Source organism: Actinomadura sp. WAC 06369 (assembly GCF_003947565.1).
GTDB classification, from domain to species: Bacteria; Actinomycetota; Actinomycetes; order Streptosporangiales; family Streptosporangiaceae; genus Spirillospora; species Spirillospora rifamycini.
Genome location: NZ_QHJN01000023.1, coordinates 33,872 through 57,349 on the forward strand (window position 1 = coordinate 33,872; position 23,478 = coordinate 57,349).

The following is a 23,478-nucleotide window of genomic DNA, read 5'->3' on the forward strand; positions in this document are numbered from 1 at the left end:
AAAGGCGATGACATGGCCGAAGTGAAGGTCGCCCGCGACCGCATCGACATCGAGTTCGGCAGGTGGGAACGCACCTGGACGGGCCGCGGCCGGGTCACCGTCCCGCTCGCCGCCGTCGACGGCGCCGCGTGCGTCGACCGGCCGCTGCGCGTCCCGCGCGGTACCCGGCGCGGCTGCCACGTCTCCGGCGTGGCGAAGATCGGCGTCTGGGGGCTCGTGCGCGGCCCGCGCCGGCTCGTGGCGGTGCGGCGCGGACGCCCCGGCCTGCACCTGACGCTGAACCGGGAGCTCGCCGGGGACGACTTCGACGAGATCGTCGTCTCCCACCGGGACGCGGCGGGGCTCACCCGGCGCATCCACCGCGCCGCCGCGGACCGCCGGGGCCGGACGTGACGGGCCCGGACGCGACGGGCCCGGACGCGACGGGCCCGGACGCGACGAGCTCGGACGCGACCGGGCCGCGGATCGAGGTGTCCGGGCTGACCAAGCGGTTCGGCGACGTCGTGGCCGTGGACGGCGCCGGCTTCACCGTCGAGCCCGGCCGGGTCACCGGCTTCCTCGGTCCGAACGGCGCCGGGAAGACCACGACGATGCGGATGATCGTCGGGCTGGTCGCGCCGACGTCCGGGACGGCGACGGTCGGGGGGCGGCGCTACCGCGACATCCCGAACCCGTCGGCGACGGTCGGCGCGGTCTTCGACGCCTCGACGTTCCACCCGGCGCACACGGCGCGCGACCACCTGCGCGTGTACGCGGCGATGGGCGGGCACCCGGACGGGCGCGTCGACGAGCTGCTCGGCGTCCTCGGGCTCGCCGCGGCGGCGGACCGCCGGACCGGCGGCTTCTCCACCGGCATGCGGCAGCGGCTGAACCTCGCGACCGCGCTGCTGGGCGACCCGCCGGTGCTGCTGCTCGACGAGCCCGGCAACGGCCTGGACCCGGAGGGCACGGCGTGGCTGCGGACGTTCCTGCGCCGCCTCGCGGGCGAGGGCCGCACGATCCTGTTCTCCAGCCACGCGCTCGGCGAGGTGCGGCAGATCGCCGACGACGTCGTGGTGATCCGCGGCGGCCGGGTCGTGGCGGCCGGGGCGCTGGACGGCCTCGCGGGCGCGGCGCCCGTCGTCCTGGTCCGCTCGCCGGACGCGGCCGAGCTCGCGCGGACGCTCGTCCGGGAGGCGCCGCCCGGACGTCCCGTGCGCGCCGAACCGGCCGGGCCGGACGCGCCCGAGGAGCTGCGGGTGCACGGGCTGGACGCCCCGGGCGTCGCGGCCCTCGCCGCCGCGCACGGGTTGCGCGTCCACGGCCTGTCCACCGAGGAACTCGATCTGGAGCGGCTGTTCCTGGAACTCACCGGAGGGGCGCGATGAGCCGGCTGGTCAAGGCGGAGTTCCGCAAGCTGCTCGCCACCCGGGTCTGGCTCGGGATCCTGCTGCTCGGCGGGCTCGCCGGGGGCGGCCTCGTCGGCGTGCTGACCGCCGTCGGCCCGGAGAACTTCGACCCGCCGATGCCGGGCCTGCACACCGAGGAGGGCGTCCGGTCGGTCCTGGGGATGCTCGGGTTCACCGCGCTCGTCCCGGCCGCGGTCGGCACGCTGGCGATGGCGTCGGAGTACCGGCACCGGACGGCCGACGCCACGTTCCTGTTCGCGCCGCGCCGCGGGCGGGTCCTCGCGGCGAAACTGCTGGTGCACGGCGCCGCCGGGGCCGGGTACGGGGCGGTGCTCGCGGGCACGGCCGCCGCCGCGTTCTTCGGCGTCGCCGCGGCGAAGGGCGTCGACCTGGGGCTGCCCGCCGGGACGATCCTCGCCCTGCTCGCCCGCATCGGCGTGGCGATGACGGTGTACACGCTGCTCGGCATCGGGATGGGCGCGCTGATCCCGAACCGGACGGCGGCGCTCGGCGTCGTCATCGGCTACCTGTACGCGGGCGAGACGCTGCTGATGATGGTGCCGGGCGTCCGGTGGCTCTACCCGTGGCTGCCGGGCGGGGCGACCGCGGCGCTGACCGACTTCACCGCGGTCGCGGACGCCCTCTCGCAGCAGATGGCGACCGATCCCGTCCGGCTGCTGCCGCCGGTGGCGGGCACGCTCGTCCTCCTCGGGTACGCGGCCCTCGCCGCGGCCGCCGCCGTCGCGGCGCCCCTGCGCCGCGACCTCACCTGACCCGGCCCCGGCCCCGGCCCCGGCACGGGGGCCGGGGCCGGGCGGCCGGGCGGTCAGGCGATCAGGCCCGGGATGGTGCTCGGGGACGCCTCGCCGCCGGCGGCGCGCCGCGACTCGTCGGCGGCCCACTTGAACACGCCGGTCGCCATCAGCGACGGCTCGGCGGCGGCGCGGGCGGCGTACACCTCGGCGCGGGCCCCGTGCAGCGCGGCGTCCTGCGGGTCGGCCAGCACCGCCGTCTCGGCGAGGTGCGCGGCCAGCCGCAGGTCGCCGTCCGCGGCGGCGCGGCGGGCGGCGTCGGCGACCTTCGCGGCGCCGCCCGCCAGGTCCGCGACGGCCCGCGCCACGGCGGCGTCCGGGGCGGGCTTGAGGTGCGCGGGGTTGCCGTCGTACCAGCCGCCGTACATGCGCCACAGGTTCCGGACGATGAACTCCGGCTCGTCGTACTTCGCCTGCAGGTAGACGCGGTCGGCGAGGTGCGCGGGCGGCGTCACCGCGTGGACGATCTCGTCGAGGCGGCGGCCCTCGTTGAGCAGGCCGAGCGTCTGGTCGACGATGCTCTCCAGCCACTCGGCGGTCTCCAGCAGCGCCTGCTCGATCCGGTCGGCGCCGAAGACGGGGGCGCCGTGCGACGGCATCATGATCTCGGCGCCGAGCGCGGCCATGCGGCGCAGCGCGTGCGCCCACTCGCGGGGGTAGCGCTGCACCTTCTGCGGGTTGCCGCAGTTGGGGGCGAGCCAGATGAACAGGTCGCCGGGCAGGAGCAGCCGGTGCTCGGGGACGTACGCGACGGCGGCGTCGTCCGTCTCGCCCTTCGCGTGGAACAGCTCGAACGTGAGGTCGCCCCGGGTGACGGTCAGGGCGTCGCGGAACGTCACGTCCGGGTGCCGGTACTCGGTGGGCCAGCGCAGGCCCGGGATCTGGAACTGCCGCTGGTTGATCACCGCGTTGTACCCGGCGGTGAGGGCGTACCGGTCGAAGCGGTCCCGGACGTTCTCGTGCGCGACGACCTGGGCGCGCGGGCCGTCCTCGGCGTCGAACGGGTCCATGCCCATGACGTGGTCGACGTGGCCGTGCGAGTAGAACGCGAGGCTCAGCGGGTCGGACGTCCACTCGCGGATCCGGGCGTGCATCTTCCCGGCGTACGCCTCGTTGCCCGTGTCGAACAGGATCAGCTCGCCGCGCGTGCGGAACGCGATGACGTTGCCGAACCCGGGCTTCCAGCCGAGCCCGTCGGCGATGTCGATGACGCCCTTTCCGCCCATCCCGGTGTTGGCGATGCTGTCGTCGCTCTCGCCGGACCACACCTTGTCGGCGTATTCCCTGATGTTCATATCTGTCCTTTCGTCAGTGCGCGGGAACCGCCGCCCGCGGGGCGCGCCGCGTCGAGCGCGGCGCGGTCGCGGGCGGGGCGCACGAAGGCGGCGGCCAGCAGACCGCCGACGATCATGAGTGCGGCGCCGAGGTCGAACGCGTGGCGGAAGCCGGCCTCGGCCGTCCCCGCGGCGTCCACGACCGCGCCGGTGAGCACCGGGCCGAGCGCCCCGGCGAGGGACGCCAGCGCGGTCACCGTGCCGAGGACCGCGCCGCGCTGCCGGACGGGCGCCAGCTCGGCCGCCGCGGCCTGCATCAGCCCGAAGAACGCGTTGCCGAACGTGTAGGCGACCATCAGCACCGCGACGAACGCCGCTCCCCCGCCCGACCGGGTGACCAGCAGCATCGCGGCGCCCGACAGGACGACCGCGGCGCCGCCGAGGTACCCGAGCGCCGCGCGGCTGGACCGTCCGGCACGCGTCATCCGGGTCGAGGCGTAGCCGATGGACAGCATCACGACGATGCCGACGACCTGCGTCGCCGCCGTGACGAGGCTCGCCCGCTCCAGCTCCATGCCGTGCACCCGCTGCAGGTACTGCGGCAGCCAGGTGACCGCGACCGCCATCGACCAGTACGCCGCGAAGCCCGCCGCGAGGCCGCCCAGGACGGTGCCGCAGGTGATCATCCGCAGGAACGGGAAGCGCGGGCCGTCCGCCGCCGCGCCGCGCGCGGAGTACCCGCCCTCGCCGCCCTTCGCCAGCCACAGCGCGACCCACAGCACCCCGAGCAGGCCGGTCGCCAGGAACGCCGACCGCCAGCCGGCGCTCGTGATCAGCGCCGCCAGCGCCGGCGCGCCGAGCGCGACGCCGAACGCGCCGCCGGTCGCCAGCAGCGTGCTGGGCAGCGCCCGCTCCCGGTCGGGGAACCAGCTGAACGCGGTGTGGTTCGCCATCGCGAGCGCGGGGCCCTCGGCCATCCCGAGCGTCACCCGGGTGACCATCAGGGTGAGCAGGCCCGCCGCCGGCAGGGCGACCGCGAGCTGCGAGGCGCTCCACACCGCGACCAGGCCGACGAGCAGCCATCTGACGGGCAGCCGGTCGGCCAGGAACCCGACCGCGACGCCCGAGACGCTGAACAGCAGGAAGAACACGCTGCCGATCGAGCCGAACTCGGTGTCGGTCAGCCGGAGTTCCGCGCGGATGTGGTCGCCGGCGAGGCCCAGCACCGCCTTGTCCATGAAGTTGATCATCATGAACAGGACGAGCAGGACGACGACCGTCCACGCCCGGCGGGAACGCGACGCGTCGGGTTGCGGGGGTTTCGCGGTGGATGCCATGCGTGCTCCGTCCGTTCTGGTACGGATCACCCTTCCTCGCGGACGCGGGCCTCCACAATCGGCGACCGTCCCTTGTTCACCCCGGGATCGCTGTGACATGTCACAATCACGCTGAAGGGGGGCCGGTCATCGACGAACGGGAGGCGCGGCGCATCGCGGCGGCGGTCGCGGCGCGCTGCGAGCCGAAGGTCAACCGGCTCGCGCGCGAACTGGCCGAGCGGCGGTTCGCCGCCATCCCCGACTACGCCGACCTGCCCGCGGACATGCGCGACCTCGAGATCGCCGCCACCGCCCGGTTCGCGATCCGCCAGTTCCTGGACCTGCTCGGCGGGACCCCCGCCGACCGCGACGACCGGCGCCTCTTCCTCGAGCGGGCCGCGCAGCGCGCCGAGGAGGGCGTCGGCCTGTCCACCCTCCTGTCGACGTACTACATCGGCGCCGAGCTGATCTGGGACGCGCTCGTCGCCGAGGTGCGGCCCGCCGAGCGGGACGCGCTCCCGCTGCTGGCCCGCCTGCAGATCCGCGAGACCAACCGCGTCGTCGCCGCCGTCGCCGACGCCTACCAGGCGGCGCAGGCCGCCGTGCAGGACGAGCGCCGCGACGCCCTCCGCGAGATCGCGCGGGCCCTCGTCGCGGGCGAACCGGCGCGCGCCACCGCCGAACGCTACGGCGTCCCGCTGCCCGACTCCTTCCTCGTGCTGAACCTGCCCCTGCCCGACCGCCCCGCCGGCGTCGCCGAGCGCCGCCTGCAGCGCCGCGTCCGCGCCGCCGTGGAGGGGTTCGCGGGCGGCGCGACCCTCACCCATCTCGACGGCCGCGGCGTCCACGTCCTGCTGCCCCTCCGCGCGGCCGACCGGATGGACGAGCTCCGCCGCGCCCTCGGCCGCGCCGAGCCCGCCGCCGTCGGCGCGGCCCGCGCCCGCGCCGCCGACGTCCCCGGCGCGTCCGCGCGGGCCGCCCGCATCGCCCGGATCGCCCGCGCCACCGGGCGTCCGCCCGGCGTCTACGAGCTCGGCGACGTCCTGCTCGACTACCACCTGAGCGGCGCGCCGGACGGCGGTCCCGCGCTCGCCGCGGTCCTCGACCCGCTCGACGGCCACCCGGAGCTCCTCGAGACCCTCCGCGCCTTCCTCGACCACGACCTCGACCGGCGCCGCACCGCCGCCGCGCTCGCCGTCCACCCGAACACCGTCGACAACCGCCTCGCCCGGACGTCCCGGCTGATCGGCGTCGACCCCCGCACGACCCGCGGCACCCTGCTGTGCGCCACGGCGCTCACCCTGCGCCGCCTCGGCTGACCCCGCCCCTGGCGGGCGTTCCCGGCCGCTCCGCGGGCCCGCAGGGCAATGCGAAGGCAAAGTCTGGTGACGATCATGATTCCGCGCGCACACCCCGGTTTACGCGGGCATGACCCCAGGGTACTTAACGCAACGAGTTCGTGACAGTGAGTGAACGAGCGGACCGCGGGGCGGCAAAGCCCCAGGTCCCGGACGAGAGGAGGCCGAGATGCGACGCACCGCGGGTGGCGGCCTCACCGGCGCGGCCGAGGGCGTCCCCGGCACGTCCCGGCCCGGCGCGCGGCGTCCCCCGACGCCGGCCGCGGACGCCGTGCACGGCGGCACACCTCGGGCCCTCGGCCGCACCGGACCGTCCCGTCCCCCGTCCTGCGGGCACCCCGCCCAACACCGGACGCCGGCGCCGCACGCCCCCGCGGCACCGGTGCTCCCCCGCGGCCGGGTCGGCGGCGCCGTGCCGGACGCCGCCGGCCCGGACCGCCCACCACCGAGCGCCCCCGCGGGGCCGCGCCCGTCCCGGCACGGTCCCGCGCCGGTCCGATCGCCGCCCCGGCGCCGCCGCCCGGCGCGGGCGGGCCCGCGGCCCGGCGGGAGCCCGGCTCCCACGGTCGTCCCGACCCCCGGCCCGCGAGCCCGCGGCCGAGCGGCGGCCCGCGCTCTCCCGACCACCGGGACCGCGCGCTCCGCCACCCGCGGCCCGCCCTCCCAGGGCCCGGCGGACGTGCGGCTCTCCCGGAACGAGAGCGCACGGCGGACCGATCCCGCGGTCCACCGTCGACGTCCCCTCGGCGGCCGCCTTTCCCTCCGGCCGCCGGGGGCTCTCCCGAACATCACGCGGGTGTCGGCGCGGCACCCGCTCCCGTCCCGCCGTCCGGGTCCGCGCGACCCGGCGGTCCGCTCCCGAAAGGAGGTGGGCGCCCGGCTCCCAACCCGTCCGGCCATGCGCCGGTGACCCGAAGGCGGCCGGCACTCCGTCCGACCCCCGTCTCGGCCGCCGCACGCAGTCAGGGATCGCTGCGGAGTCCGGGCCCGCGAGGTGCACGCACCTCGCGGGCCCGGACTCATGCGCGCACGGGACCGGCCGGGCGTCAGAGCTTGCGGCGCCAGACCTGCCCGTGGACGGTGTCGCCGAAGCGGGAGACCGGCGGCTCCTCCTCGGTGAGGACGAAGCCCGCGCGGGCGTACACGCGGTGCGCCGGGCGCTGGAGGGCCGTCGTCCACAGCATGATCTCCGCGTAGCCGGCCTCCTCCGCGAAGCGGACGCACGCGTCGACGAGCGCCGCCCCGACGCCCGCGCCGCGCGCGCCGGGCTCGACGTGCAGGAGCCGCAACCGGGCGACGTCGTCGGCGGACCGCTCGTCCAGCAGCGCGAACACCTCGCGGCCGCGCGGGGTGAGCCGGACGACCTGGCGGCGGCCGTCCTCCGCCGAGCGCTCCCGCGTCGCCAGGCCGTCGCTCTCGAACCGGGCGAGCATCCTGCTGAGGTAGCCGGCGTCCAGGCCCGCGGCCCGGGTCCACGGGACGGGGAGGTCAGACTCCGGCTTCGGCCGGCTGCTTCCCGGACGCCTGCAGCGCGCGGGCGTCGCGGACGATCCGGCGCTCGACGAAGAACGTCATCAGCGGGACGATCCCGCCCAGCACGATGTGCACCATGCGGTTGAGCGGCCAGCCGGTCCGCCGCCACAGGTCGTAGGCGGCCGCCAGGTAGACCATGTAGAAGAAGCCGTGGATCGGGGACACGATGCCCGCCATCTCGGGCATGTCGGTCGGACCGTACTTCAGCACCATGCCGATCACCAGCAGCACCAGCAGCGTGCCGACGAGCATGGCGAGGATCCGGTACCGGGTCACCGCGCCTTCCACAGTTCACACCTTTCTGCGGCCCGGCGGCCGTTCGCGCGGACCGGGCTCGTGCGGGGTCAGTCGCGCCGGTCGCTCTGGGAGTTGAGCCGGGCGAGGTAGCGGTTGTAGGCCGCCAGGGCGGGGTCCTCTTCCTCCTGCTGACGGATGATCTCCCGCTTCACCGCGGCCTCAGCGGGCTCCTCGATCACCTTGGGCGCCGGGGAGTCCACGCCGTCGCGCTCGTCCCGGATCATCTTGACCCACATCACGACCACGAAGATCGCGAAGATCGGCCACTCGAAGGTGTAGGCCCAGCTGCGGTCGTTGCCGGCCTGGGCGCGGTCGTACTGCCACCAGCCGAAACCGAGGAACGCGGCGCACAGCACGATCGCCAGCGCATGCAGGCCGAGCCAGCCGGGAGTGAGGAACCGTCGCACGTCATCGAGACTACCCCGCCCTTCCGGAAGTCCGCGCACACCCCCGCCGCAGACGGGACCGGCGCCGCTCGGCTATTTGTCGGAAGGATCCTTTACCTTCCCTCCCATGGCGACTACGGCACAGTCCTATTCGTACACGCGTCCGTCCGGGGTGGACGGCGGCCTGCTGGGGCTGTCGACGTCGGGCGGGACGACGGGGAGCGGGCCCCGGGCGCATCCGCACTTCTTCAGCGGCGTCCTCACGCAGGCCGCCCCGGCCGCGGCGGCGCTGATCGGACTGGCCGACGTCGCGCAGACCCGCTACCACCAGCCGCGGCCCACCGGGTTCCGCGACCCGGTGGTCACCTGCAACGGCGACCGGCTGCGGCTGGAGTCGTTCTCCGCGTGCGGCGGCGTGTACGCGCGGCTGGACGTCCTGGAGGCCGCGATGGACGGCGAGGTGCACGAGCGCGGCACGACGAACGTGGACGTGAACGGCCCGCTGCGCGAGGCCCTCGCCCGCGTCGGCGGCTCCGACCCGCTGCACCTCGCGGTCGGCGAGGAGGAACTGGCCGTCACGACGCTGGACGGCGCCGTGGTGGAGAAGAAGGTCCCCCTCCCCGACCGGTGGCTGCGCGGGTTCGCCGAGGTCCAGGTGATCACGGCCGGGTTCGATCCGCGCGCCGAGCTGACCGGGCCGGACGCCGTCCGGTTCCTGCGGTCCCTGCGCGGCCGGACCCCCATGTGGGCCGTGCCCGCCGGGCGGACGCTGCGGCTCGCGCCGCGTCCGGCGCCGGGCGCGGTGTGCCTGGCGGGGGCGGACAGGCTCCGCACGATGCTCCCGCTGCTGCGCTTCGCCCGCGCGCTCCGCGCCTACGGGCCGCCGGTCGCGGCCGGGAGCGGCCCCGCCGCGAGCGTGTGGGAGCTGGAGCTGCCCGGGATGCGCTACGTGCTGGCGCTGTCCCCGGAGCGGTCGCGCGGGTTCTCCGGCGAGGGCGCGGTGCTCGACGCCCTCGCGACGGACGAGGCGGCGGGCGACGCCGACCTCGTCGGCGCGCTCCTGGCGTTCGAGCCGCGCGTCGAGCCGGACCTGCTGGCCGAGCGCTCGGGGCTGCCCCTCGACCGGACGAAGGCGGCGCTCGTCCAGCTCGGGACGTCCGGCCGCGTCGGGTTCGACACCGCCGAGGCCGCGTTCTTCCACCGCGAACTCCCGTACGACCCGTCCCGGGTGGCGGCGCTGAACCCGCGGCTGCGGGCGGCGCGGGCGCTGGTCGAGGACGGTTCCGTGCGGTTCACCGGCGACGGCGTCGCCGTGGTGGCGACCGGCGGCGGGGAGCGGCTCGTCCGGTTCGACGGCGCCGGCGACGCCGCGTCGTGCACGTGCCCGTGGTGGCACGACCACCGGGGCGGGCGGGGTCCGTGCAAGCACGTCCTCGCGGCCCGGATCGTCCGCCGCGAAGCGTCCGCCGAGGCCGTCCGATGACCGCGTGGGACGACGTCCGCGGGGCGATCGAGGCGAAGGACCAGGGCCGCGTCATCGCGCTGGCGGCGAAGCTCGACGGCGCGGGCCGCCGCGAGGTCGCCGACGCGCTGCCGGGGCTGCTGCGGGAGCTGCGGGCGAAGGCCGAGTGGAACGTCCTCGAACGCGGGTACGTCGAGCCGCTGCTGCTCGCGGGCGCGGGCACGATCGGCGGGGCGTCCGCCGCGGCGGCCTGGCTGTGCCGCCGGGAGCTGGAGGTGTGGCCCATGCGGTTCGCGCGCGGCGGCCTGCAGCACGACCTGGTGAAGGTCACCGCCGCGCGCCCCGCCGAGTGGCGCGCCGACGTCGGCCGCCGCATCGCCGACCGCCTCCGCGCGGGCGACGACCGCATGGGCTCCCTGTGGCCGATCGCGGCGGAGTTCACCCTGTCCGCCGGGGCCGCCGCGCCCGCGTCGGACGGCTTCGTCGCCGGCTGGGCCGCCCTCGCCGACCCGGCCGCGCTGGCCGACGACCCGTTCCTCGACGCGCTGGTCCCCCGGCTGTTCGACGCGGACGGCGTGGGCGGCGCGCTCGCCGACGACGAGATCCGCGTCCGGTGGGACCGGGAGCGCACCACCAACTGGGCCGAGGCGCTCGCCGGGCTCGCCGCCGCCGGGCGGCTCGACCGCGCCGCGCTCATCGACGGCTGCGTCGGCCGGTTCCTGCGCGGCGGCACCTCCCACGAGCTGCGCTTCTTCGTCCGGCTGCACGACCTGCTCGACCCGTCGGACGAGGAGGCCGCGGCGCGCGTCCGCGACCACGTCCGGCTGCTGCCCGCCGCCCCGTCCACCGTCGCCGGCCTCGCGCTCCGGCAGGTCCGGCGGGCGGACGACCTCGGCCGGCTCGACGCCGGGCTGTTCGCGGAGGCCGCCGACGCGCTCGCCTTCCGCCCCGAGAAGAAGCTCGTGCGGGCCGCCCTCGGCTGGCTCGACCGGACCGCCCGCAAGCGCGACCGCGTCGACGCGACGGTCCGCGCGGTCACGGCCGTGTTCGCCACGGAAGCCCTCGACCTGCGGGAACGCGCCGTGAAGATCGCGGTGAAGCACGCCGGACGGGTGGACGCCGCGACCCGCGAGACCGTGCGGGACGCGGCCGCCGGGCTCCCCGCGGACCTCCGCGCCGCGCTCGCCGCCGGGTACGGCGCGGTGGACGCGGGCGCCGAACCGGCGCCCGTCCCGTCCGGTCCGCCCCCGTACGTCCCGCGCGCGCTGCCCGCCCCGATCGCCTCGCTCGCCGAACTGGCCGAGGAGTTCCGCGCACAGCAGCACGCGACGTTCGCCTGGGTCGCGACGGAACGTTTCCTCGCCGCGCTCGTCGAGTCCGCGTTCACCGACCCGTCGGGCACGCGCGAAGCCCTGCGCCCGCACGTCCAGGTCGACCTCTCCGAGCACCACCGCCTGCATTCGTCGACGCGCGCCGCCCACTACTGGGCCGCGCTCGCCGGCCAGATGCTGGTCCGCCCGTTCCCGGTCGAGCCCCCCGCAGCCCGCTGGTTCGACACGCGCCGGACGGGGGTGGACGGCCCGCCGGTGCGCCGGCTCCTCCTCTGGCGCAAGCGCGAGATCATCGCCTCGGTGGGCCGTACCCCCGTGCTGCTGGCCGCACCGACCGAGGGCAGCGGACATATCGCCCCCATGACGCTCGTCGAACGCCTCGAACGCCTTGAGGCGGCCGGCGTCGAACCCGGCCGCGCCGACCTCGCCCAAGCGCTGCTGCGCATCCCCCGCGACGTCGATCCGGACGCCGCGATCCGCGCGGAATCCCTGGTCTCCGAGGCCGGACGGACGGTCGCGCCGCTGCTCGCGTCCGGCGGGCTGCCCGACCCGGTCGTCCAGTGCAGGCGGCTGGACGAGCCGCTCCGGACCGAGCGCGGCCGGGTGCCGAAACCGCCGCCGCACGGCGTCGTGAGCGTGGCATCCCCCGGGGACGGCCTCCCGGAACCCCTCTCGGAACTGTGGTCCTACGACGCGAAGTTCACCGCGGGGCACGACTGCGGCGGCACCGAGTCGTGGCCCGCGCTCCTGCCGTCGCACCGCGAGTTGGCCGCCGCGCACGCCCTCCCCCACCAGTTCGACCCGTACGAGTACGCGTCCGGCCAGGGCGCGACCGCGCTCGCGCTGGCCGCGGCGGACGGCCCGGCGGGCGCGGCCACGGCGGCGGTCCTCGCCTACGCCCTCGCGCACCGGGACGCCCGCGAGCGCGCGGACGCGGTCGAGGCGTTCCTCGTGTTCGCGGCGCGCGGGCACCTCCCGGCCGCCGGGACCGGCACCGCCCTCGGCACGCTGGCGCGGAGCGGCGCGATCACGCCCAACCGCGCCGTCCGGTCCCTGGCCGAGGCCGCCGACGCGGGCGCGCACGCCGGCGTCTGGCCGGTGATCGCCGCCGTGCTGCCCGCGCTGCTCCCCGAGCCCGGCACCCGCGCCCCGTCCGGCCTCCCCGACCTCCTGGCGCTCGGCGCCCGCACCGCCGAGTCCGTCCGCGCCCGGGACGAAGTGCCGGGGCTGGCCGAGGTCGCCGCCCGCGGCGGCTCCAGCCGCCTCGTCACCGAGGCGGCCCGCCTCCACCGGGTCCTGACCGGGGCCTGAGCGCTCAGGGGCGGCCCGTCCTCCTTCCCCGGGACGGGGCGCCCCGGCGCCGAAGCGCGCCGCCCACGGCATTCGGTGCAACGAAGGCGGGTCCGGCGGGGTTGAATACCGGGAGGAAGGAGCGCACCGATGGAGGAGACCCTCGCGTTCGGCACGGTCGAGACCGTGCTCGGGCGCCTGCTCGTGGCCGTGACCGAGACCGGCGTCGTCTCGCTGAACTTCCACGACACCCCCGGCGCGCGCGCCCGCACCGTCAAGGCGGCCGGGCTGCCCGTCGTGGACGATCCGGGCCGGACGGCCCCCGCGCTGGAGGCCCTGCGGGCCTACTTCGCGGGCGGCCGCGAGACGTTCGGGCTGCCGATCGACTGGCGGCTGGCGTCCGACGCGCACCGGGCGGTGCTGTCGACCCTGTACGAGGCGGTCCCGTACGGGGCGGTCGTGACGTACGGGGAGCTGGGCGAGCGCAGCGGGACGGGCCTGCACGCGCAGGTCGTCGGGCAGGTGATGGGCGCGAACCCGATCCCGCTGATCGTCCCGTGCCACCGGGTGGTCGCGTCGAACGGCCTCGGCGGGTACAGCGGGGCGTGCGGCGTCGAGGGCAAGCGGTGGCTGCTCACGCTGGAGGGCGCGGTGCCCGCGACGCTCGACTGGGACATCGCCGTCGCGCCGTGATCAGCTCTCGTAGGAGACGCCGGTGAGCGACTCGGAGACCTGCCAGAGGCGGGCCGGGACGCCGGGCCGGGTGGCCTGCGGGGGCGTGACGACCTCGGTGGGTGCGCCGCGGTACTGCAGGACGCGGGGGCCGTAGCAGGCGCCGCCGCGCACGTCGGGGGACGTCGCGGCGTAGAGCAGGGGCAGGGCGCCGTCGCGGGCGGGCTGGGCGATGAGGGCGTTGCCGAGGCCGGTGACCCGTTCGAGGAGGCGGCTGCCCTGCATGCGGGGGCCGGTCTGCTGGAGGTTGGTGGCGGCGTAGCCGGGGTGCGCCGAGACGGCGGTCACCTCGGGGACGCGCCGGTCGAGTTCGGCGGTGAAGGCGAGGTTGGCCAGCTTGGACTGCCCGTAGGCGGCCCACTTGCGGTAGCGGCGCTCCCCCTGGAGGTCCTTCCAGTCGAACCGGCCGCTCCAGGCCAGCCCGGACGTGACGTTCACGACGCGCGGGGCCTTCGCGGCGCGGAGCGCGGGCAGGAGCAGCCCGGTGAGCGCGAAGTGGCCGAGGTGGTTGGTGCCGAACTGCATCTCGAAGCCGTCGGCGGTGGTGCGGTGCGGGAGCGCCATGACGCCCGCGTTGTTGACGAGGACGTCGAGGGGTTCGGTGCGGGCCTCGGCGAAGGCGCGGACGGACGACAGGTCGGCGAGGTCGAGGGAGCCGAGCGCGACGTCGGCGCCGGGGACGGCGGCGCGGATCCGGTCGTGGGCGGCCTGCCCGCGCTCGGCGCTGCGGCAGGCCAGCACGACGGACGCGCCGTGCCGCGCCAGCTGGAGGGCGGTGTGGTAGCCGAGGCCGCTGTTGGCCCCGGTCACGATCGCGCGGCGCCCGCCGAGGTCGCCGATGTCGTCCGCGGTCCAGCCTCGCATGGGATCCTCCAGGTCGCTTCGCGGGGAGCCCTCAAGCTAGACCGGCCTTCGAATGGCCGACAACCGGACGGCGGTGTGGTGCGGTTCACATCGCCGCCCGGGTGCGCGGGTTCAGGCCGGAAGGGTGTTCTCGATGGCGGTGACGACCTCGTCCGATTCGGGCTCGACCTGCGGCGCGAAACGGGCGGAGACCGTGCCGTCGGGGGCGATGAGGAACTTCTCGAAATTCCACCGGATGTCGCCGGTGTGGCCCTCGGCGTCGGGGGCGCCGACGAGGCCCCGGTAGAGGGGGTGGCGGTCGTCGCCGTTCACGTCGACCTTCTCGGTCAGCGGGAACGTGACGCCGTAGGTCGTCGAGCAGAACTCGGCGATCTCCTCGGGCGTGCCGGGCTCCTGGCCCATGAACTGGTTGCAGGGGACGCCGAGGACGGTGAAGCCGCGCTCGGCGAACCGCTCCTGGAGCCGTTCAAGGCCGGAGTACTGGGGGGTGAGGCCGCACTTGGAGGCGACGTTGACGACGAGCACGGCCTTGCCCCGGTACTGCGCGAGGTCCGCGGAGCCGCCCCGCAGTCCCTCGATCTCTACGTCGAAGACAGACATGGGCCGATCTTAGGAGATCGGACCTCCCCGGCCGCCGGCCGGCCGGGGAGGGCGTCACGGTGCCGCCGTCAGGGGGACAGGTCCAGGCCGTCCACGAACGACGAGAGGGAGCCGCCGGCCCGGCCGAGCTGCGTGAAGATGTTGTTGACGAAGCCGGCCGCCTCGTTCGGTGAACTCAGGAGGTAGAAGATGACGAAAGCGATCGCCACATATTTCATGTTCTTCTTCATGAGCAACGCCGTCCCTGTCCTAGCGCCGTGACACAATGACCCGCTTTGATTGTGCCCAGGCGTGTCCGCCCGCAAAGCGCGATTTTACTGTGACGCGGCCGCCAGCGCTTGGTGGCCATGCGAAAGAGCCCCGCACCGTCCGAGGTACGGGGCCGAAGAAGAACCGGGGCGGCTTCCGGGGCCGCCGTATCAGCGGGCCGCCGAGTCGATGACCTCCGCTTCGACGGCCGCCGCGCGCAAGACTCACCACCCAAGACTCACCACGCAGGACCCGACACGCGGGGCGCGGCGCGAACGGCCCGGCGCGCGGAACACGGCACCGGAGACCCGCCCCCGGAGCCCGCGTCCGGGGGACGACCGCCCGGGGACGACCGCCCGGGGCTACGCGGGGATCGCGCTCATGAAGGTCGACAGCGACTCCGCGGCGCTGCCGAGGCCGCTCAGGGCGTTGTTGACCATGCTCGCCGCCCCCTCCGGCCTGCTCACGACGTACCACGCCAAGAACGCGATGGACGCGATCTTCAGGTGCTTCTTGTTCACTTCAACCACCCTCTGAGGTCGGATGCCTACGCACAGTAGTTCCCTAGGGTGGCCGAACGGAGATCAAGAGGGGACAAAGAGGCGGTCAAGCCCGCTTGGCGTGCTCGGTGAGGTACTCGATGTAGAAGGGGCGGAGGGCGTCGCCGAGCTCGCCCTCCCCCGCGTGCGTGAACTCCTCCAGCAGCGACAGCCCGTGCAGGAGGTCGAACCTGGCGCGGCCGGTCTCGCCCAGCGCGGCGGCCGCCGCGGGGATCGCGCGCAGCAGGTTCCACAGGAAGCCGACGTCGTGCTCGTCCTTCGCGACCCGCACCGCGCGGTCGTACAGCTCCTTGGACGTCAGCTGCTCCAGGTTCTCCTCGGGTGTCGCGTCCGGCATGCTCCGACTCTAACCCGCGGCCTTCTCCGCGACGCTCGCCGGGATCGGCCGGTCCTGCTTCAGCGCGTCGAACAGCGTGCCCGCCTTCTGCCGGTCCCAGGTGATGTAGGACCCGGCGGCGGCCGAGCTGCCCGACCCGCCGATCGGGACGGTCGTCATCACGCCGTCGCCGCCGCTGACGCCCTTCATCGCCCACATCATCCGGGCGAGGTCGTGGATGTGGTCGTTCTCGTCGACGAGGAAGTTGCTCGCGCCGTTCGTCGCGAGCGGGATGCTGCGGAACGGGTTGACGAGCGTGCCGGGGCTCGCCGCCTTCTTCATCAGCGCCCCGAAGAACTGCCGCTGCTTCTCGACGCGCTCCAGGTCGGCGCGCGCGTAGTTCCGGCTCCGGACGTAGCCGAGCGCCTGCGCGCCGTCGAGCGTCTGGCAGCCGGACTGGAGGTCCAGGCCGGCCTTGGGGTCCTTCATCGGCTCCTTGACGCAGATCTCGACGCCGCCGACGGCGTCCACGACGCCGACGAACCCGGCGAACCCGATCTCGGCGTAGTGGTCGATGCGGACGCCGGTGGCCTCCTCGACCGTCCGGACGAGCAGCTTGGGGCCGCCGAGGGCGAACGCGGCGTTCAGCTTGTTGCGCCCGTGCCCCTCGATCGGGACGTACGAGTCGCGCGGGAGGCTGACGAGCGACGTGCCGCCCTCGCCGTAGTGCAGCAGCATCATCGAGTCGGTGCGGCGCCCGCTCGCCTTGCCGGTGGCCATCTTGTCGCGGTCTTCCTTCGACAGCCCCTCGCGGCTGTCGGAGCCGACGATCAGCCAGTTCGTCCCGGGGGTGTCGGCGACGCGGCCGGCGTAGTCGGTCAGGACCTCCTCGCGCTCCAGCTTGCCGTCGAGGTAGAAGTAGCCGCCGACGAGCAGCAGCAGGACGACGACCAGGAAGACGCTCAGCCCGCGCCCCCACCGGCGCCGGCGGGGCGGCGGGCGGCGCCGGGCCGGCGGCGGGCCGCCGGGGCCGCCCGGACCGCCGGGCTCGCCCGGATACGGCCGGGCGCCGGCGAGCTGGTCGCCGGCGTAGGGGTCGTCGTAGGGATCGGCGTACGCGTCGCCGTAGGGATCCCGTCCGCGGCCCGCGTGGGGGTGTCCCGCTCCGGCGCCTTCATACCCGCTGCGCGCCACGCGGCGGCCCTCCTCGCGTCGTCCCCGGCCTTCCGGCCAGCCGTTCGTCATGCCGTAGACCATAGACAAAACGGGGCGTCCCTCGCTTCCATCCCCCGCATGATTGTCCACTGCTCCAAATCACCATGCCGAGGGACGGGGCGTCGCGCTCGGGTCCGCGTCCCGTCCCCGCAGCCTGCCCCGCCCCGGGCGCCCCATGCCTGCCGGGCGCGCCGCCGCGTCACAGGTACGGGCCGTACCCCCCGCCGCCGCCGTCCCGCTCGGCGGGCCGCGCCTCCGGCAGGTCCTCGGGACGGAGCGTGCCCGCCTCGGCGGGCGGGAGCTCGCCCTCGACCGAGGTGATGCGGCGCGCCTGCCGGGAGATCGCGGCCTCCAATAGGTTCCGGACGAACCGGGCGTTGCCGAACGCGTCGCCGCGCGGGTGCCCGGTGACGAGCCGGCGCAGCGCGTCCGTCGTCCCCGGCGCCAGGACGAACCCGTCCTCGGCCGCCATGAACTCGAAGATCGCGACGAGCTCGTCGTCGGAGTAGTCGGGGAAGTGCAGGACCTTCGGGAAGCGGGACTCCAGGCCCGGGTTGGCCCCGACGAACCGCTCCATCTCCGTCCGGTAGCCCGCGACGATGACGACGAGGTCGCCGCGGTGCTCCTCCATCAGCCGCAGCAGCTCGGCGATCGCCTCGTGCCCGAAGTCGCGCCGGTCGCCGCCCGCGTAGGGGTCGGCGGGGGCCAGCGCGTACGCCTCGTCGACGAACAGCACGCCGCCGAGCGCCCGCTCCACCGCGGCGCGCACCCGCGGCGCCGTCTGCCCGATGTACTCGGCGACGAGGTCGGCGCGGGTGACCTCGACCAGGTGGCCGGACGACAGCAGCCCGAGCTGCGCGTAGACGGCGGCGACCAGCCGGGCGATGGTGGTCTTGGCGGTGCCGGGGTTGCCGGTGAACACCATGTGCCGCGCCGGGGAGCCCGGCGCGACCTTGGCGTCCATGCGGAGCCGCCCGGCGCGGGCCTCGGCGACGAGCGCGGCGACCTCCCGCTTGGTCGCGTCGAGGCCGATGAGCCGCTCGATCCGGGCGAGCGGGTCGCCGGGGACGCCCTCGCGGCCGCGGGCGAGCGCGTCCGGGACGTCCTCCGGGAGGATCTCGTCGAGCGACTCGGTCTCGTCGACGACGCCGTCGGCGAGGACGCGGCGGCCCTGCAGCGCGACGGCGCGGTCGAGCAGGTTCACCATCGTGCGGGCGTTCGCGGACCCGGGGCCCTGCGGCGCGGCCCGCAGCAGCGCGCGGACCCGCTCCAGGACGCCGTCGGCGAGCGCGAACCCCGCGTCGGCGGCCTTCGCGGCGAACACCCGCACGAGCTCGTCCTCGGTGAAGCCCGGGAACCGGACCGTGCGGGGGAAGAACGCGGCGAGGTCGGAGTGCGCCTTCAGCAGCCCGTTCAGCTCGGCCTCCGGCCCGGTCAGCACCACGACGAGGTCGTCGGTGTGGGACTGCACGGTGGCGACCAGGACGTCCAGGACCTCCCGGCCGCGCGCCGGGTCCCCGGACGAGACGAGCGCGTGCGCGTCGCGGACCAGCAGCACCCCGCCGAGCGCCTGCTCCACCGCCCGGCGGACGCGCAGGACGCTCTCGGTGGCGTACTCGCCGAGCAGGTCGGCCCGCTCGACCTCGGTGAGGTGCCCCGACGACAGGACGCCGCGGTCGGCGTAGATCCGGCCGAGGATCCGCGCCACCGTCGTCTTGCCGGTGCCGGGCCCGCCGGCGAACACCAGGTGCCGGGGCCGGGCGGCGGCCGCCATCCCGGCCTCGCGGCGCAGCCGGGCCGCCTCGGCCTCGGCGACGAGGGCCTCGACCTCCCGCTTCGCGGGCTCGATCCCCACGCACGCCGCCAGCTCGGCGAACGGGTCGCTCTGCGCGGGGCGGCCGGGGATGAGCCGCTCGGGGAGGTCGTCCGCGGTGATCCGCGGCGCGCTCCCGGCGGCCTCGGTCCCGGCCCCGGCCCCGGCCGCCGCCCCGGCCCCGGCCTCGCCGAGGCGGGCGCGGGCCGCCGCGGCGGACCGTTCGGCGAGCTGCTCGGCGAGCCGGGCGCCGCGCAGGTTCAGCAGCGCCGGGGTGCGGGCGAGCCGCGCGCCCGCGGCCGCCGCGACGTCCGCCGGCACGGCGAACCCGCGCCGTGCGGCGGCGCGGGCGAACAGCTCGGCGAAGCCGTCCTCGGCGAAGTCGCGGGTGCGGGCGGTGTCGAACGCGCCGACGAGCGCCGGGTTGGCGTCGAACAGCCGCCGGTCGCCGCCGGGGCGGCACAGCGCGACGACGTCCAGCGCGGGCGAGCGGGCCATGAGCCGCCGCAGCTCCTCGACGGCGGCGGCGCCGCACCGCTCGTGCGCGGCGAGCCGCTCCAGGTCGTCGACCACCAGCAGCATCCGGGCCTCGACGCAGTCGCGGACGCGGGCCTGCAGCCACAGCACGGCGTCGCTGACGCCCAGCGACGCGAACACCTGGTCGGAGATCCACAGCGCCTCGCGGACGGCGCCGCCGACGGCCAGCCGCCGCTCCACCAGTTCGGCGGCGGTGCCCTTGCCGGTCCCGGCCGGTCCGGTGATCAGCAGCCGGACGGGCCGCTCCCCCGCGAGCCGCGCCGCGACGGCGTCCGCGACGGCCCGCGCGAGTTCCGGCTGCCCGACGAGGTCGTCGTCCGGCGGCTCCGGCGGGCGCTCGTCCGCCTCCGCCCCGGCCCCCGGCCCGCCGCCGGACGCGTCGGCGGGCGCGTCGGCGGGCGCGTCGGCGGGCGCGTCGGGGGACGCGTCGGCGGACGCGTCCGCGTCCGCCGCGCGGGCGGCTCCGGGGAACAGCGCGTCGCCCAGCGGGTTGACGACGCGGCGCGCGGTGAACAGCCGCCGCACGTCCGCCTGGAACGCGCGGACGGGCACGCGGTCGCGCGGCGCGACCGGCGCGCCCGGCAGGCCCTGCACGGCGCCGGTTATCCGGACGGCCATGTCGAGCCAGGCGCGGGCGGCGTCGGCCTCGCCCGCGACGAGCGCGAGCGCGAGCCGGTCCCGCACGTCGTGCCGCCACGGGTCGACGGCGAAGTCGGGGCGCAGCGCGCGCATCCGGTCCTGCAGGCCGGCGTGCCGGTCGGTGCCGAGCGTCACGGCCAGCTCGGCGGGGGCGGACGCGGCGTCGGCGGCGAGCAGCAGCCGGGCGAGCGCGTCGTCCGCGGGCTCCCCGGCCCCGAGGGCGGCGAGCAGCCGCCCGTGCGCGGCGCCGAACCCGTCGCAGGCCCAGCCGAGGTAGGCGACGGGCCCGGCCAGCTCCGGCAGGACGGCCAGCTCGCCGTCCGTCAGCCCGGCGGCCCAGGCGTCCTCCAGCAGCGGCTTCGAGACGGTCAGGTCGCACTCGCGCAGGGCGGGGTCCGCGGCGCGCCGCTCGAAGACGTCGATGAGCGCGCGGCGGCGCCGCTCGACGGGCTCGAGCCCCTCGAACACGTCCAGGCCCGCCCGCGCCAGGTCCAGCATGAGCGCGCGGAGGGCCGGGTCGTCCCCGGCGGGCTCGGCCAGCCACAGGCCCGGCGGCCGCCACCGCCCGGCCTGGGAGAACCAGGCGAGGGGGTCGCGGACGCTGGGCTCGGGCGCCGCCATGAAGTCCGCCAGCACCTCGTAGTCGACGTCGCCGCGGGAGCCGCCGCGCAGCGCCGACGCGCCGAGCAGGAAGGTCAGCAGCGACCACAGTTCGGCCCCGGCGGCCGTGGTGCCGTCGTTGTAGAAGTCGCCGTGGCGGCGGGGCAGTTCCACGACGCGCGGGTCGTCGTTGAACGCGACGGCCCGCTCCCGCAGCTCGTCGTACAGCCCGTCCGGGACGCGCCAGGGCCCGTGCGCGTACACGTCGAGCACGGGCTCCTCGGTGAGCAGCACTTCGAGATGGTCCGGCAGCCGGGGGGAACTCACCTGTGGGTCCTTCTCCTGCGTGAGGGGGCGGGGCGGCACGTCTGGTGAGCACCCTATGACTCCGGTGACGCCCGACACACCCGCGCGCTACATGCCCCGTCCGGGGGAAGTGGTGCGAGAATTTGTCATGTGTAAAGCAATTGTCGGCAGCGAACCTCAGGAGGCGCCGCGTGCGACCGCTCGAAGTCACCGCCCGCAGCGAGAACGGCCGCGCCGTCGTCCGGTTGCGCGGCGAGCTGGACATCGCCACCGCCGACACGCTGCGCCGCGGGCTGCGCGACGCGCGGCGCGACCACGGCGACGATCTCGTCCTCGACCTCAGCGACCTCGAGTTCATGGACTCGGGCGGCCTGTCGGTCATCGTGGCCTGCTACAAGGCGGCGGCCGCCGCGGGCGGCGGGGTGGCGCTGGCCGCGCCGCGGCCGGTCATCCGCCGGGCGCTGGAGATCACCGGCCTGCACCGCCGGATGCCCGTCCACGGCACGCTGCGCGAGGCCCTCGCCGCGACGCCGGACGAGCGTCCGGTGACCCGCCGCCCGATCCACGGCAGCAGGTAGGCGCGCGCCCAGTGCAGGTCCTCGCGGCGGGACGCGAGCCAGTCGGCGCCCTCGAACGGCGGCCACGGCTCGCGCCAGTCGCCCTCCACCGGCAGCCCGATCACCTCCGCGACGCGCAGCGCCATGCGGCGGTGCCCCTCCGGCGACAGGTGCAGCCGGTCCTCGAACCAGGCCCGGGGGTCGTCGAACACCCGCAGCGCCCACAGGTCGACGACCGTGCACCCGCGGCGGTCGGCGATGGCCCGCAGGTGCATGTTGTAGGTGGCGCCCTTCCCCCGGATGCGCCGCCCGTTGCGCAGCCCGCGCGGGTCGAACCCCGTGAAGACCACCACGCGCGAGCCGGTGGCGCGCAGCCGCCGCACGGCGTCGTCGAACAGCACCGCGAGCGCGTCCGGGTCGGCGCCGGGCCGCAGGATGTCGTTGCCGCCCGCGCACAGCGTCACGAGGTCGGGGCTCATCGCGACGGCCGGCGGGACCTGGTCGTCGACGATCTGGCGCACCAGCTTGCCGCGCACCGCGAGGTTGGCGTACCGCAGCCCCGGGTTCCGCGCGGCGATGTGCTCGGCGAGCCGGTCCGCCCAGCCGCGGAACCGGTCGTCCTCGCCCGGGTAGGGGTCGTTCAGTCCTTCGGTGAAACTGTCCCCGAGGGCGACGTACGTGCGGATCCCGTCCGCCGCCCCCGGTGCCGCATCATGTTCGATCACGTCGAACAATGATGCATCGTACACACGACCTACGCGACCGTAGGGAGCCCCGGTGTGAAGGAACAGACACAACCGTCCGCAGCCGCCGCGTCACGCCTCGCACGACCCGAGACCCTGCGGCTCCGGAGGCCGCGCGAAGCGCCGGGGGTTCCAGGGGTCGCCCCCCGGACGACTACGTCCAGCTCGGCGAGGACGTCCCGAGGGGGCCGGCCGGCGGCGCGGGCGGAGCGGGCGGGGCCGCGGGCTGCGCGTGGGCGCCGGCCGTGGCGTGCACCGTCATCGCGTGCTGAACCAGCGTGATCAGCACCTGCTTGGTGGACTCGCGGCTGCGCGCGTCGCACTGCACGATCGGGACGTGCGCGCTGATCGACAGGGCGTCGCGGATGTCCTCGATCGCGTACTGGAACTCCCCGTGGAACCCGTTGACGCCGACGACGAACGGCAGCCCGAGCTCCTCGAAGTAGTCCACGGCGGCGAAGCAGTCCTCGAGCCGGCGGGTGTCGACGAGCACCACGGCACCGATGGCGCCGCGCACCAGGTCGTCCCACATGAACCAGAACCGGTGCTGCCCGGGCGTGCCGAACAGGTACAGGATCAGCTCGCTGTCCAGCGACACGCGGCCGAAGTCCATCGCGACGGTCGTGGTGGTCTTGTCCGGGACGGCCGACAGGTCGTCGACGTCGGCGGACGCGGCCGTCATCACCGCCTCCGTGGTGAGCGGCATGATCTCCGAGACCGAGCCCACGAAGGTCGTCTTGCCGACGCCGAACCCGCCGCCGACGACGATCTTGACCGAGGTCAGCTCGGTTTCGCCGTCGGGCGGCCCGGAGACCTGGTCAGAGCTTCCGAAGGCCACTGAGCACCCTTTCTAGCAGGCGGATGTCCGGCTGACCGCCGGCTGTGGTGGAGGGCTGCGACTGGTGCAGGCGCAGCAGGCCCTCGACGGCCATGTCGGCGACCAGGACGCGCGCCACCCCGAGCGGGATGCGCAGCAGCGCCGACACCTCGGCCACCGAACGCGCCTGCCGGCACAGGTCCATGATCGCCCGGTACTCCGGGGTCAGCACGGCCACGTCCCGCGGCGGGTAGGGGGCGGCGGTGACCAGGGCCTCGATGGCCAGGTCGTACCGCGGCTTCGTCCGCCCGCCGGTGACGGCGTACGGGCGCACCAGCGAGCTCGACTCGCCGTCGTCGTCCTGTGCGGCCGCCCGCCCCGGCATCGGACGCGGCGGCCGGGGCTCGCCCGGCCAGCCGCCGGGGCCGCCGGGGCCGCCTCCGTAGGGACTGCCTCGATCCATGTCGCTGACCTCCGTCAGAG

The 23,478-nt window shown here is 75.8% G+C and carries 22 protein-coding genes and 1 pseudogene; 8 read left to right on the plus strand and 15 right to left on the minus strand.

What is annotated here, in order from left to right; genetic code table 11:
* Window positions 1-12 precede the first annotated feature (12 nt).
* From DMH08_RS09035 to DMH08_RS09045, 3 genes are read left to right on the plus strand one after another with little or no spacing between them, the layout of a single operon-like run.
* A complete protein-coding gene (locus tag DMH08_RS09035) occupies window positions 13-393 on the plus strand; it encodes a hypothetical protein (RefSeq protein ID WP_026400451.1) in 381 nt (126 codons plus the stop codon).
* Complete coding sequence (locus tag DMH08_RS09040; RefSeq protein ID WP_125612961.1) at window positions 390-1,367, plus strand: ATP-binding cassette domain-containing protein; 978 nt, start codon at window positions 390-392, stop codon at window positions 1,365-1,367. The genes DMH08_RS09035 and DMH08_RS09040 overlap by 4 nt, the downstream gene beginning before the upstream one ends.
* Window positions 1,364-2,161, plus strand: coding sequence for an ABC transporter permease (locus tag DMH08_RS09045; protein WP_026400453.1), 798 nt, complete (start codon window positions 1,364-1,366; stop codon window positions 2,159-2,161). Before DMH08_RS09040 ends, DMH08_RS09045 begins: the two co-directional genes overlap by 4 nt.
* A gap of 53 nt (window positions 2,162-2,214) precedes the next feature.
* On the opposite strand, the gene DMH08_RS09050 is transcribed toward DMH08_RS09045, so the two are convergent.
* Together DMH08_RS09050 and DMH08_RS09055 are read right to left on the minus strand one after the other, a co-directional pair.
* A complete protein-coding gene (locus tag DMH08_RS09050) occupies window positions 2,215-3,495 on the minus strand; it encodes an alkyl sulfatase dimerization domain-containing protein (protein ID WP_125612963.1) in 1,281 nt (426 codons plus the stop codon).
* Window positions 3,492-4,811, minus strand: coding sequence for an MFS transporter (locus DMH08_RS09055; RefSeq protein WP_158642277.1), 1,320 nt, complete (start codon window positions 4,809-4,811; stop codon window positions 3,492-3,494). Before DMH08_RS09055 ends, DMH08_RS09050 begins: the two co-directional genes overlap by 4 nt.
* Window positions 4,812-4,903: 92 nt before the next feature.
* Between DMH08_RS09055 and DMH08_RS09060 the strand changes: the two genes are divergently transcribed.
* Complete coding sequence (locus DMH08_RS09060) at window positions 4,904-6,109, plus strand: PucR family transcriptional regulator (RefSeq protein WP_125612967.1); 1,206 nt, start codon at window positions 4,904-4,906, stop codon at window positions 6,107-6,109.
* Between the two features lie 1,085 nt (window positions 6,110-7,194).
* On the opposite strand, the gene DMH08_RS09065 is transcribed toward DMH08_RS09060, so the two are convergent.
* The 3 genes from DMH08_RS09065 to DMH08_RS09075 are packed head-to-tail and all read right to left on the minus strand — an operon-like array spanning window position 7,195 to window position 8,385.
* Window positions 7,195-7,581, minus strand: a complete 387-nt coding sequence (locus tag DMH08_RS09065; RefSeq protein WP_125612969.1) for a GNAT family N-acetyltransferase — start codon at window positions 7,579-7,581, stop codon at window positions 7,195-7,197.
* Between the two features lie 55 nt (window positions 7,582-7,636).
* Window positions 7,637-7,969 carry a DUF3817 domain-containing protein gene (locus DMH08_RS09070; RefSeq protein WP_026400455.1) on the minus strand — a complete coding sequence of 111 codons (333 nt, stop codon included), beginning with the start codon at window positions 7,967-7,969 and terminating at the stop codon, window positions 7,637-7,639.
* A 56-nt stretch (window positions 7,970-8,025) separates the two neighbouring features.
* A complete protein-coding gene (locus DMH08_RS09075) occupies window positions 8,026-8,385 on the minus strand; it encodes a hypothetical protein (RefSeq protein WP_026400456.1) in 360 nt (119 codons plus the stop codon).
* 106 nt (window positions 8,386-8,491) lie between these two features.
* On the opposite strand from DMH08_RS09075, the gene DMH08_RS09080 reads away from it, so the two are divergent.
* From DMH08_RS09080 to DMH08_RS09090, 3 genes are all read left to right on the plus strand, one after another.
* On the plus strand, window positions 8,492-9,847 hold the full coding sequence (locus tag DMH08_RS09080) for an SWIM zinc finger family protein (RefSeq protein WP_125612971.1): 1,356 nt from the start codon (window positions 8,492-8,494) through the stop codon (window positions 9,845-9,847).
* Complete coding sequence (locus DMH08_RS09085) at window positions 9,844-12,468, plus strand: DUF6493 family protein (RefSeq protein ID WP_125612973.1); 2,625 nt, start codon at window positions 9,844-9,846, stop codon at window positions 12,466-12,468. Before DMH08_RS09080 ends, DMH08_RS09085 begins: the two co-directional genes overlap by 4 nt.
* 129 nt (window positions 12,469-12,597) lie before the next feature.
* Complete coding sequence (locus DMH08_RS09090) at window positions 12,598-13,140, plus strand: methylated-DNA--[protein]-cysteine S-methyltransferase (RefSeq protein WP_125612975.1); 543 nt, start codon at window positions 12,598-12,600, stop codon at window positions 13,138-13,140.
* On the opposite strand, the gene DMH08_RS09095 is transcribed toward DMH08_RS09090, so the two are convergent.
* The 7 genes from DMH08_RS09095 to DMH08_RS42330 all read right to left on the minus strand — a co-directional run bounded on the left by DMH08_RS09095 (window position 13,141) and on the right by DMH08_RS42330 (window position 20,899).
* Complete coding sequence (locus tag DMH08_RS09095; protein ID WP_125612977.1) at window positions 13,141-14,043, minus strand: oxidoreductase; 903 nt, start codon at window positions 14,041-14,043, stop codon at window positions 13,141-13,143.
* A gap of 111 nt (window positions 14,044-14,154) precedes the next feature.
* Window positions 14,155-14,643, minus strand: coding sequence for a glutathione peroxidase (locus tag DMH08_RS09100; protein WP_026400459.1), 489 nt, complete (start codon window positions 14,641-14,643; stop codon window positions 14,155-14,157).
* Window positions 14,644-14,711: 68 nt separating this feature from the next.
* Window positions 14,712-14,852, minus strand: coding sequence for a hypothetical protein (locus DMH08_RS40925; RefSeq protein WP_169528779.1), 141 nt, complete (start codon window positions 14,850-14,852; stop codon window positions 14,712-14,714).
* Window positions 14,853-15,254: 402 nt separating this feature from the next.
* Window positions 15,255-15,413 carry a hypothetical protein gene (locus DMH08_RS40930; protein WP_169528780.1) on the minus strand — a complete coding sequence of 53 codons (159 nt, stop codon included), beginning with the start codon at window positions 15,411-15,413 and terminating at the stop codon, window positions 15,255-15,257.
* Between the two features lie 85 nt (window positions 15,414-15,498).
* A complete protein-coding gene (locus DMH08_RS09105; RefSeq protein ID WP_125612978.1) occupies window positions 15,499-15,789 on the minus strand; it encodes a hypothetical protein in 291 nt (96 codons plus the stop codon).
* A gap of 9 nt (window positions 15,790-15,798) precedes the next feature.
* The gene (locus DMH08_RS09110) at window positions 15,799-17,013 is read right to left on the minus strand and encodes an LCP family protein (RefSeq protein WP_084549765.1); all 1,215 of its coding nucleotides are present in this window, start codon (window positions 17,011-17,013) and stop codon (window positions 15,799-15,801) included.
* Between the two features lie 169 nt (window positions 17,014-17,182).
* Window positions 17,183-20,899, minus strand: a complete 3,717-nt coding sequence (locus tag DMH08_RS42330; protein WP_125612980.1) for an AAA family ATPase — start codon at window positions 20,897-20,899, stop codon at window positions 17,183-17,185.
* A 170-nt stretch (window positions 20,900-21,069) separates the two neighbouring features.
* On the opposite strand from DMH08_RS42330, the pseudogene DMH08_RS09120 reads away from it, so the two are divergent.
* Window positions 21,070-21,336, plus strand: a pseudogene (locus DMH08_RS09120) (STAS domain-containing protein); the annotation flags it as partial.
* Here DMH08_RS09120 and DMH08_RS09125 read toward each other — a convergent pair.
* The 3 genes from DMH08_RS09125 to DMH08_RS09135 form a co-directional block, all read right to left on the minus strand.
* Complete coding sequence (locus DMH08_RS09125) at window positions 21,270-22,160, minus strand: SGNH/GDSL hydrolase family protein (protein WP_233617492.1); 891 nt, start codon at window positions 22,158-22,160, stop codon at window positions 21,270-21,272. The pseudogene DMH08_RS09120 and the gene DMH08_RS09125 sit on opposite strands and share 67 nt — an antisense overlap.
* A gap of 172 nt (window positions 22,161-22,332) precedes the next feature.
* Window positions 22,333-22,962 (minus strand): GTP-binding protein, encoded by a 630-nt coding sequence (locus DMH08_RS09130; RefSeq protein ID WP_026400462.1) that lies wholly within the window; start codon window positions 22,960-22,962, stop codon window positions 22,333-22,335.
* 34 nt (window positions 22,963-22,996) lie between these two features.
* Window positions 22,997-23,458: a DUF742 domain-containing protein gene (locus DMH08_RS09135; RefSeq protein ID WP_026400463.1), complete on the minus strand. Its 462-nt coding sequence runs from the start codon at window positions 23,456-23,458 to the stop codon at window positions 22,997-22,999.
* Between the last annotated feature and the right edge of the window lie 20 nt (window positions 23,459-23,478).

Bases quoted from the DNA above. Each gene is read 5' to 3' on its own strand.
- DMH08_RS09050 (WP_125612963.1), bottom strand. From the start codon at position 3,495: ATGAACATCAGGGAATACGCCGACAAGGTGTGGTCCGGCGAGAGCGAC.
- DMH08_RS09035 (WP_026400451.1), top strand. From the start codon at position 13: ATGGCCGAAGTGAAGGTCGCCCGCGACCGCATCGACATCGAGTTCGGC.
- DMH08_RS09095 (WP_125612977.1), bottom strand. From the start codon at position 14,043: ATGCGAGGCTGGACCGCGGACGACATCGGCGACCTCGGCGGGCGCCGC.
- DMH08_RS09110 (WP_084549765.1), bottom strand. From the start codon at position 17,013: ATGACGAACGGCTGGCCGGAAGGCCGGGGACGACGCGAGGAGGGCCGC.
- DMH08_RS09100 (WP_026400459.1), bottom strand. From the start codon at position 14,643: ATGTCTGTCTTCGACGTAGAGATCGAGGGACTGCGGGGCGGCTCCGCG.
- DMH08_RS09080 (WP_125612971.1), top strand. From the start codon at position 8,492: ATGGCGACTACGGCACAGTCCTATTCGTACACGCGTCCGTCCGGGGTG.
- DMH08_RS09085 (WP_125612973.1), top strand. From the start codon at position 9,844: ATGACCGCGTGGGACGACGTCCGCGGGGCGATCGAGGCGAAGGACCAG.
- DMH08_RS09090 (WP_125612975.1), top strand. From the start codon at position 12,598: ATGGAGGAGACCCTCGCGTTCGGCACGGTCGAGACCGTGCTCGGGCGC.
- DMH08_RS09045 (WP_026400453.1), top strand. From the start codon at position 1,364: ATGAGCCGGCTGGTCAAGGCGGAGTTCCGCAAGCTGCTCGCCACCCGG.
- DMH08_RS09105 (WP_125612978.1), bottom strand. From the start codon at position 15,789: ATGCCGGACGCGACACCCGAGGAGAACCTGGAGCAGCTGACGTCCAAG.
- DMH08_RS09065 (WP_125612969.1), bottom strand. From the start codon at position 7,581: ATGCTCGCCCGGTTCGAGAGCGACGGCCTGGCGACGCGGGAGCGCTCG.
- DMH08_RS09135 (WP_026400463.1), bottom strand. From the start codon at position 23,458: ATGGATCGAGGCAGTCCCTACGGAGGCGGCCCCGGCGGCCCCGGCGGC.
- DMH08_RS09055 (WP_158642277.1), bottom strand. From the start codon at position 4,811: ATGGCATCCACCGCGAAACCCCCGCAACCCGACGCGTCGCGTTCCCGC.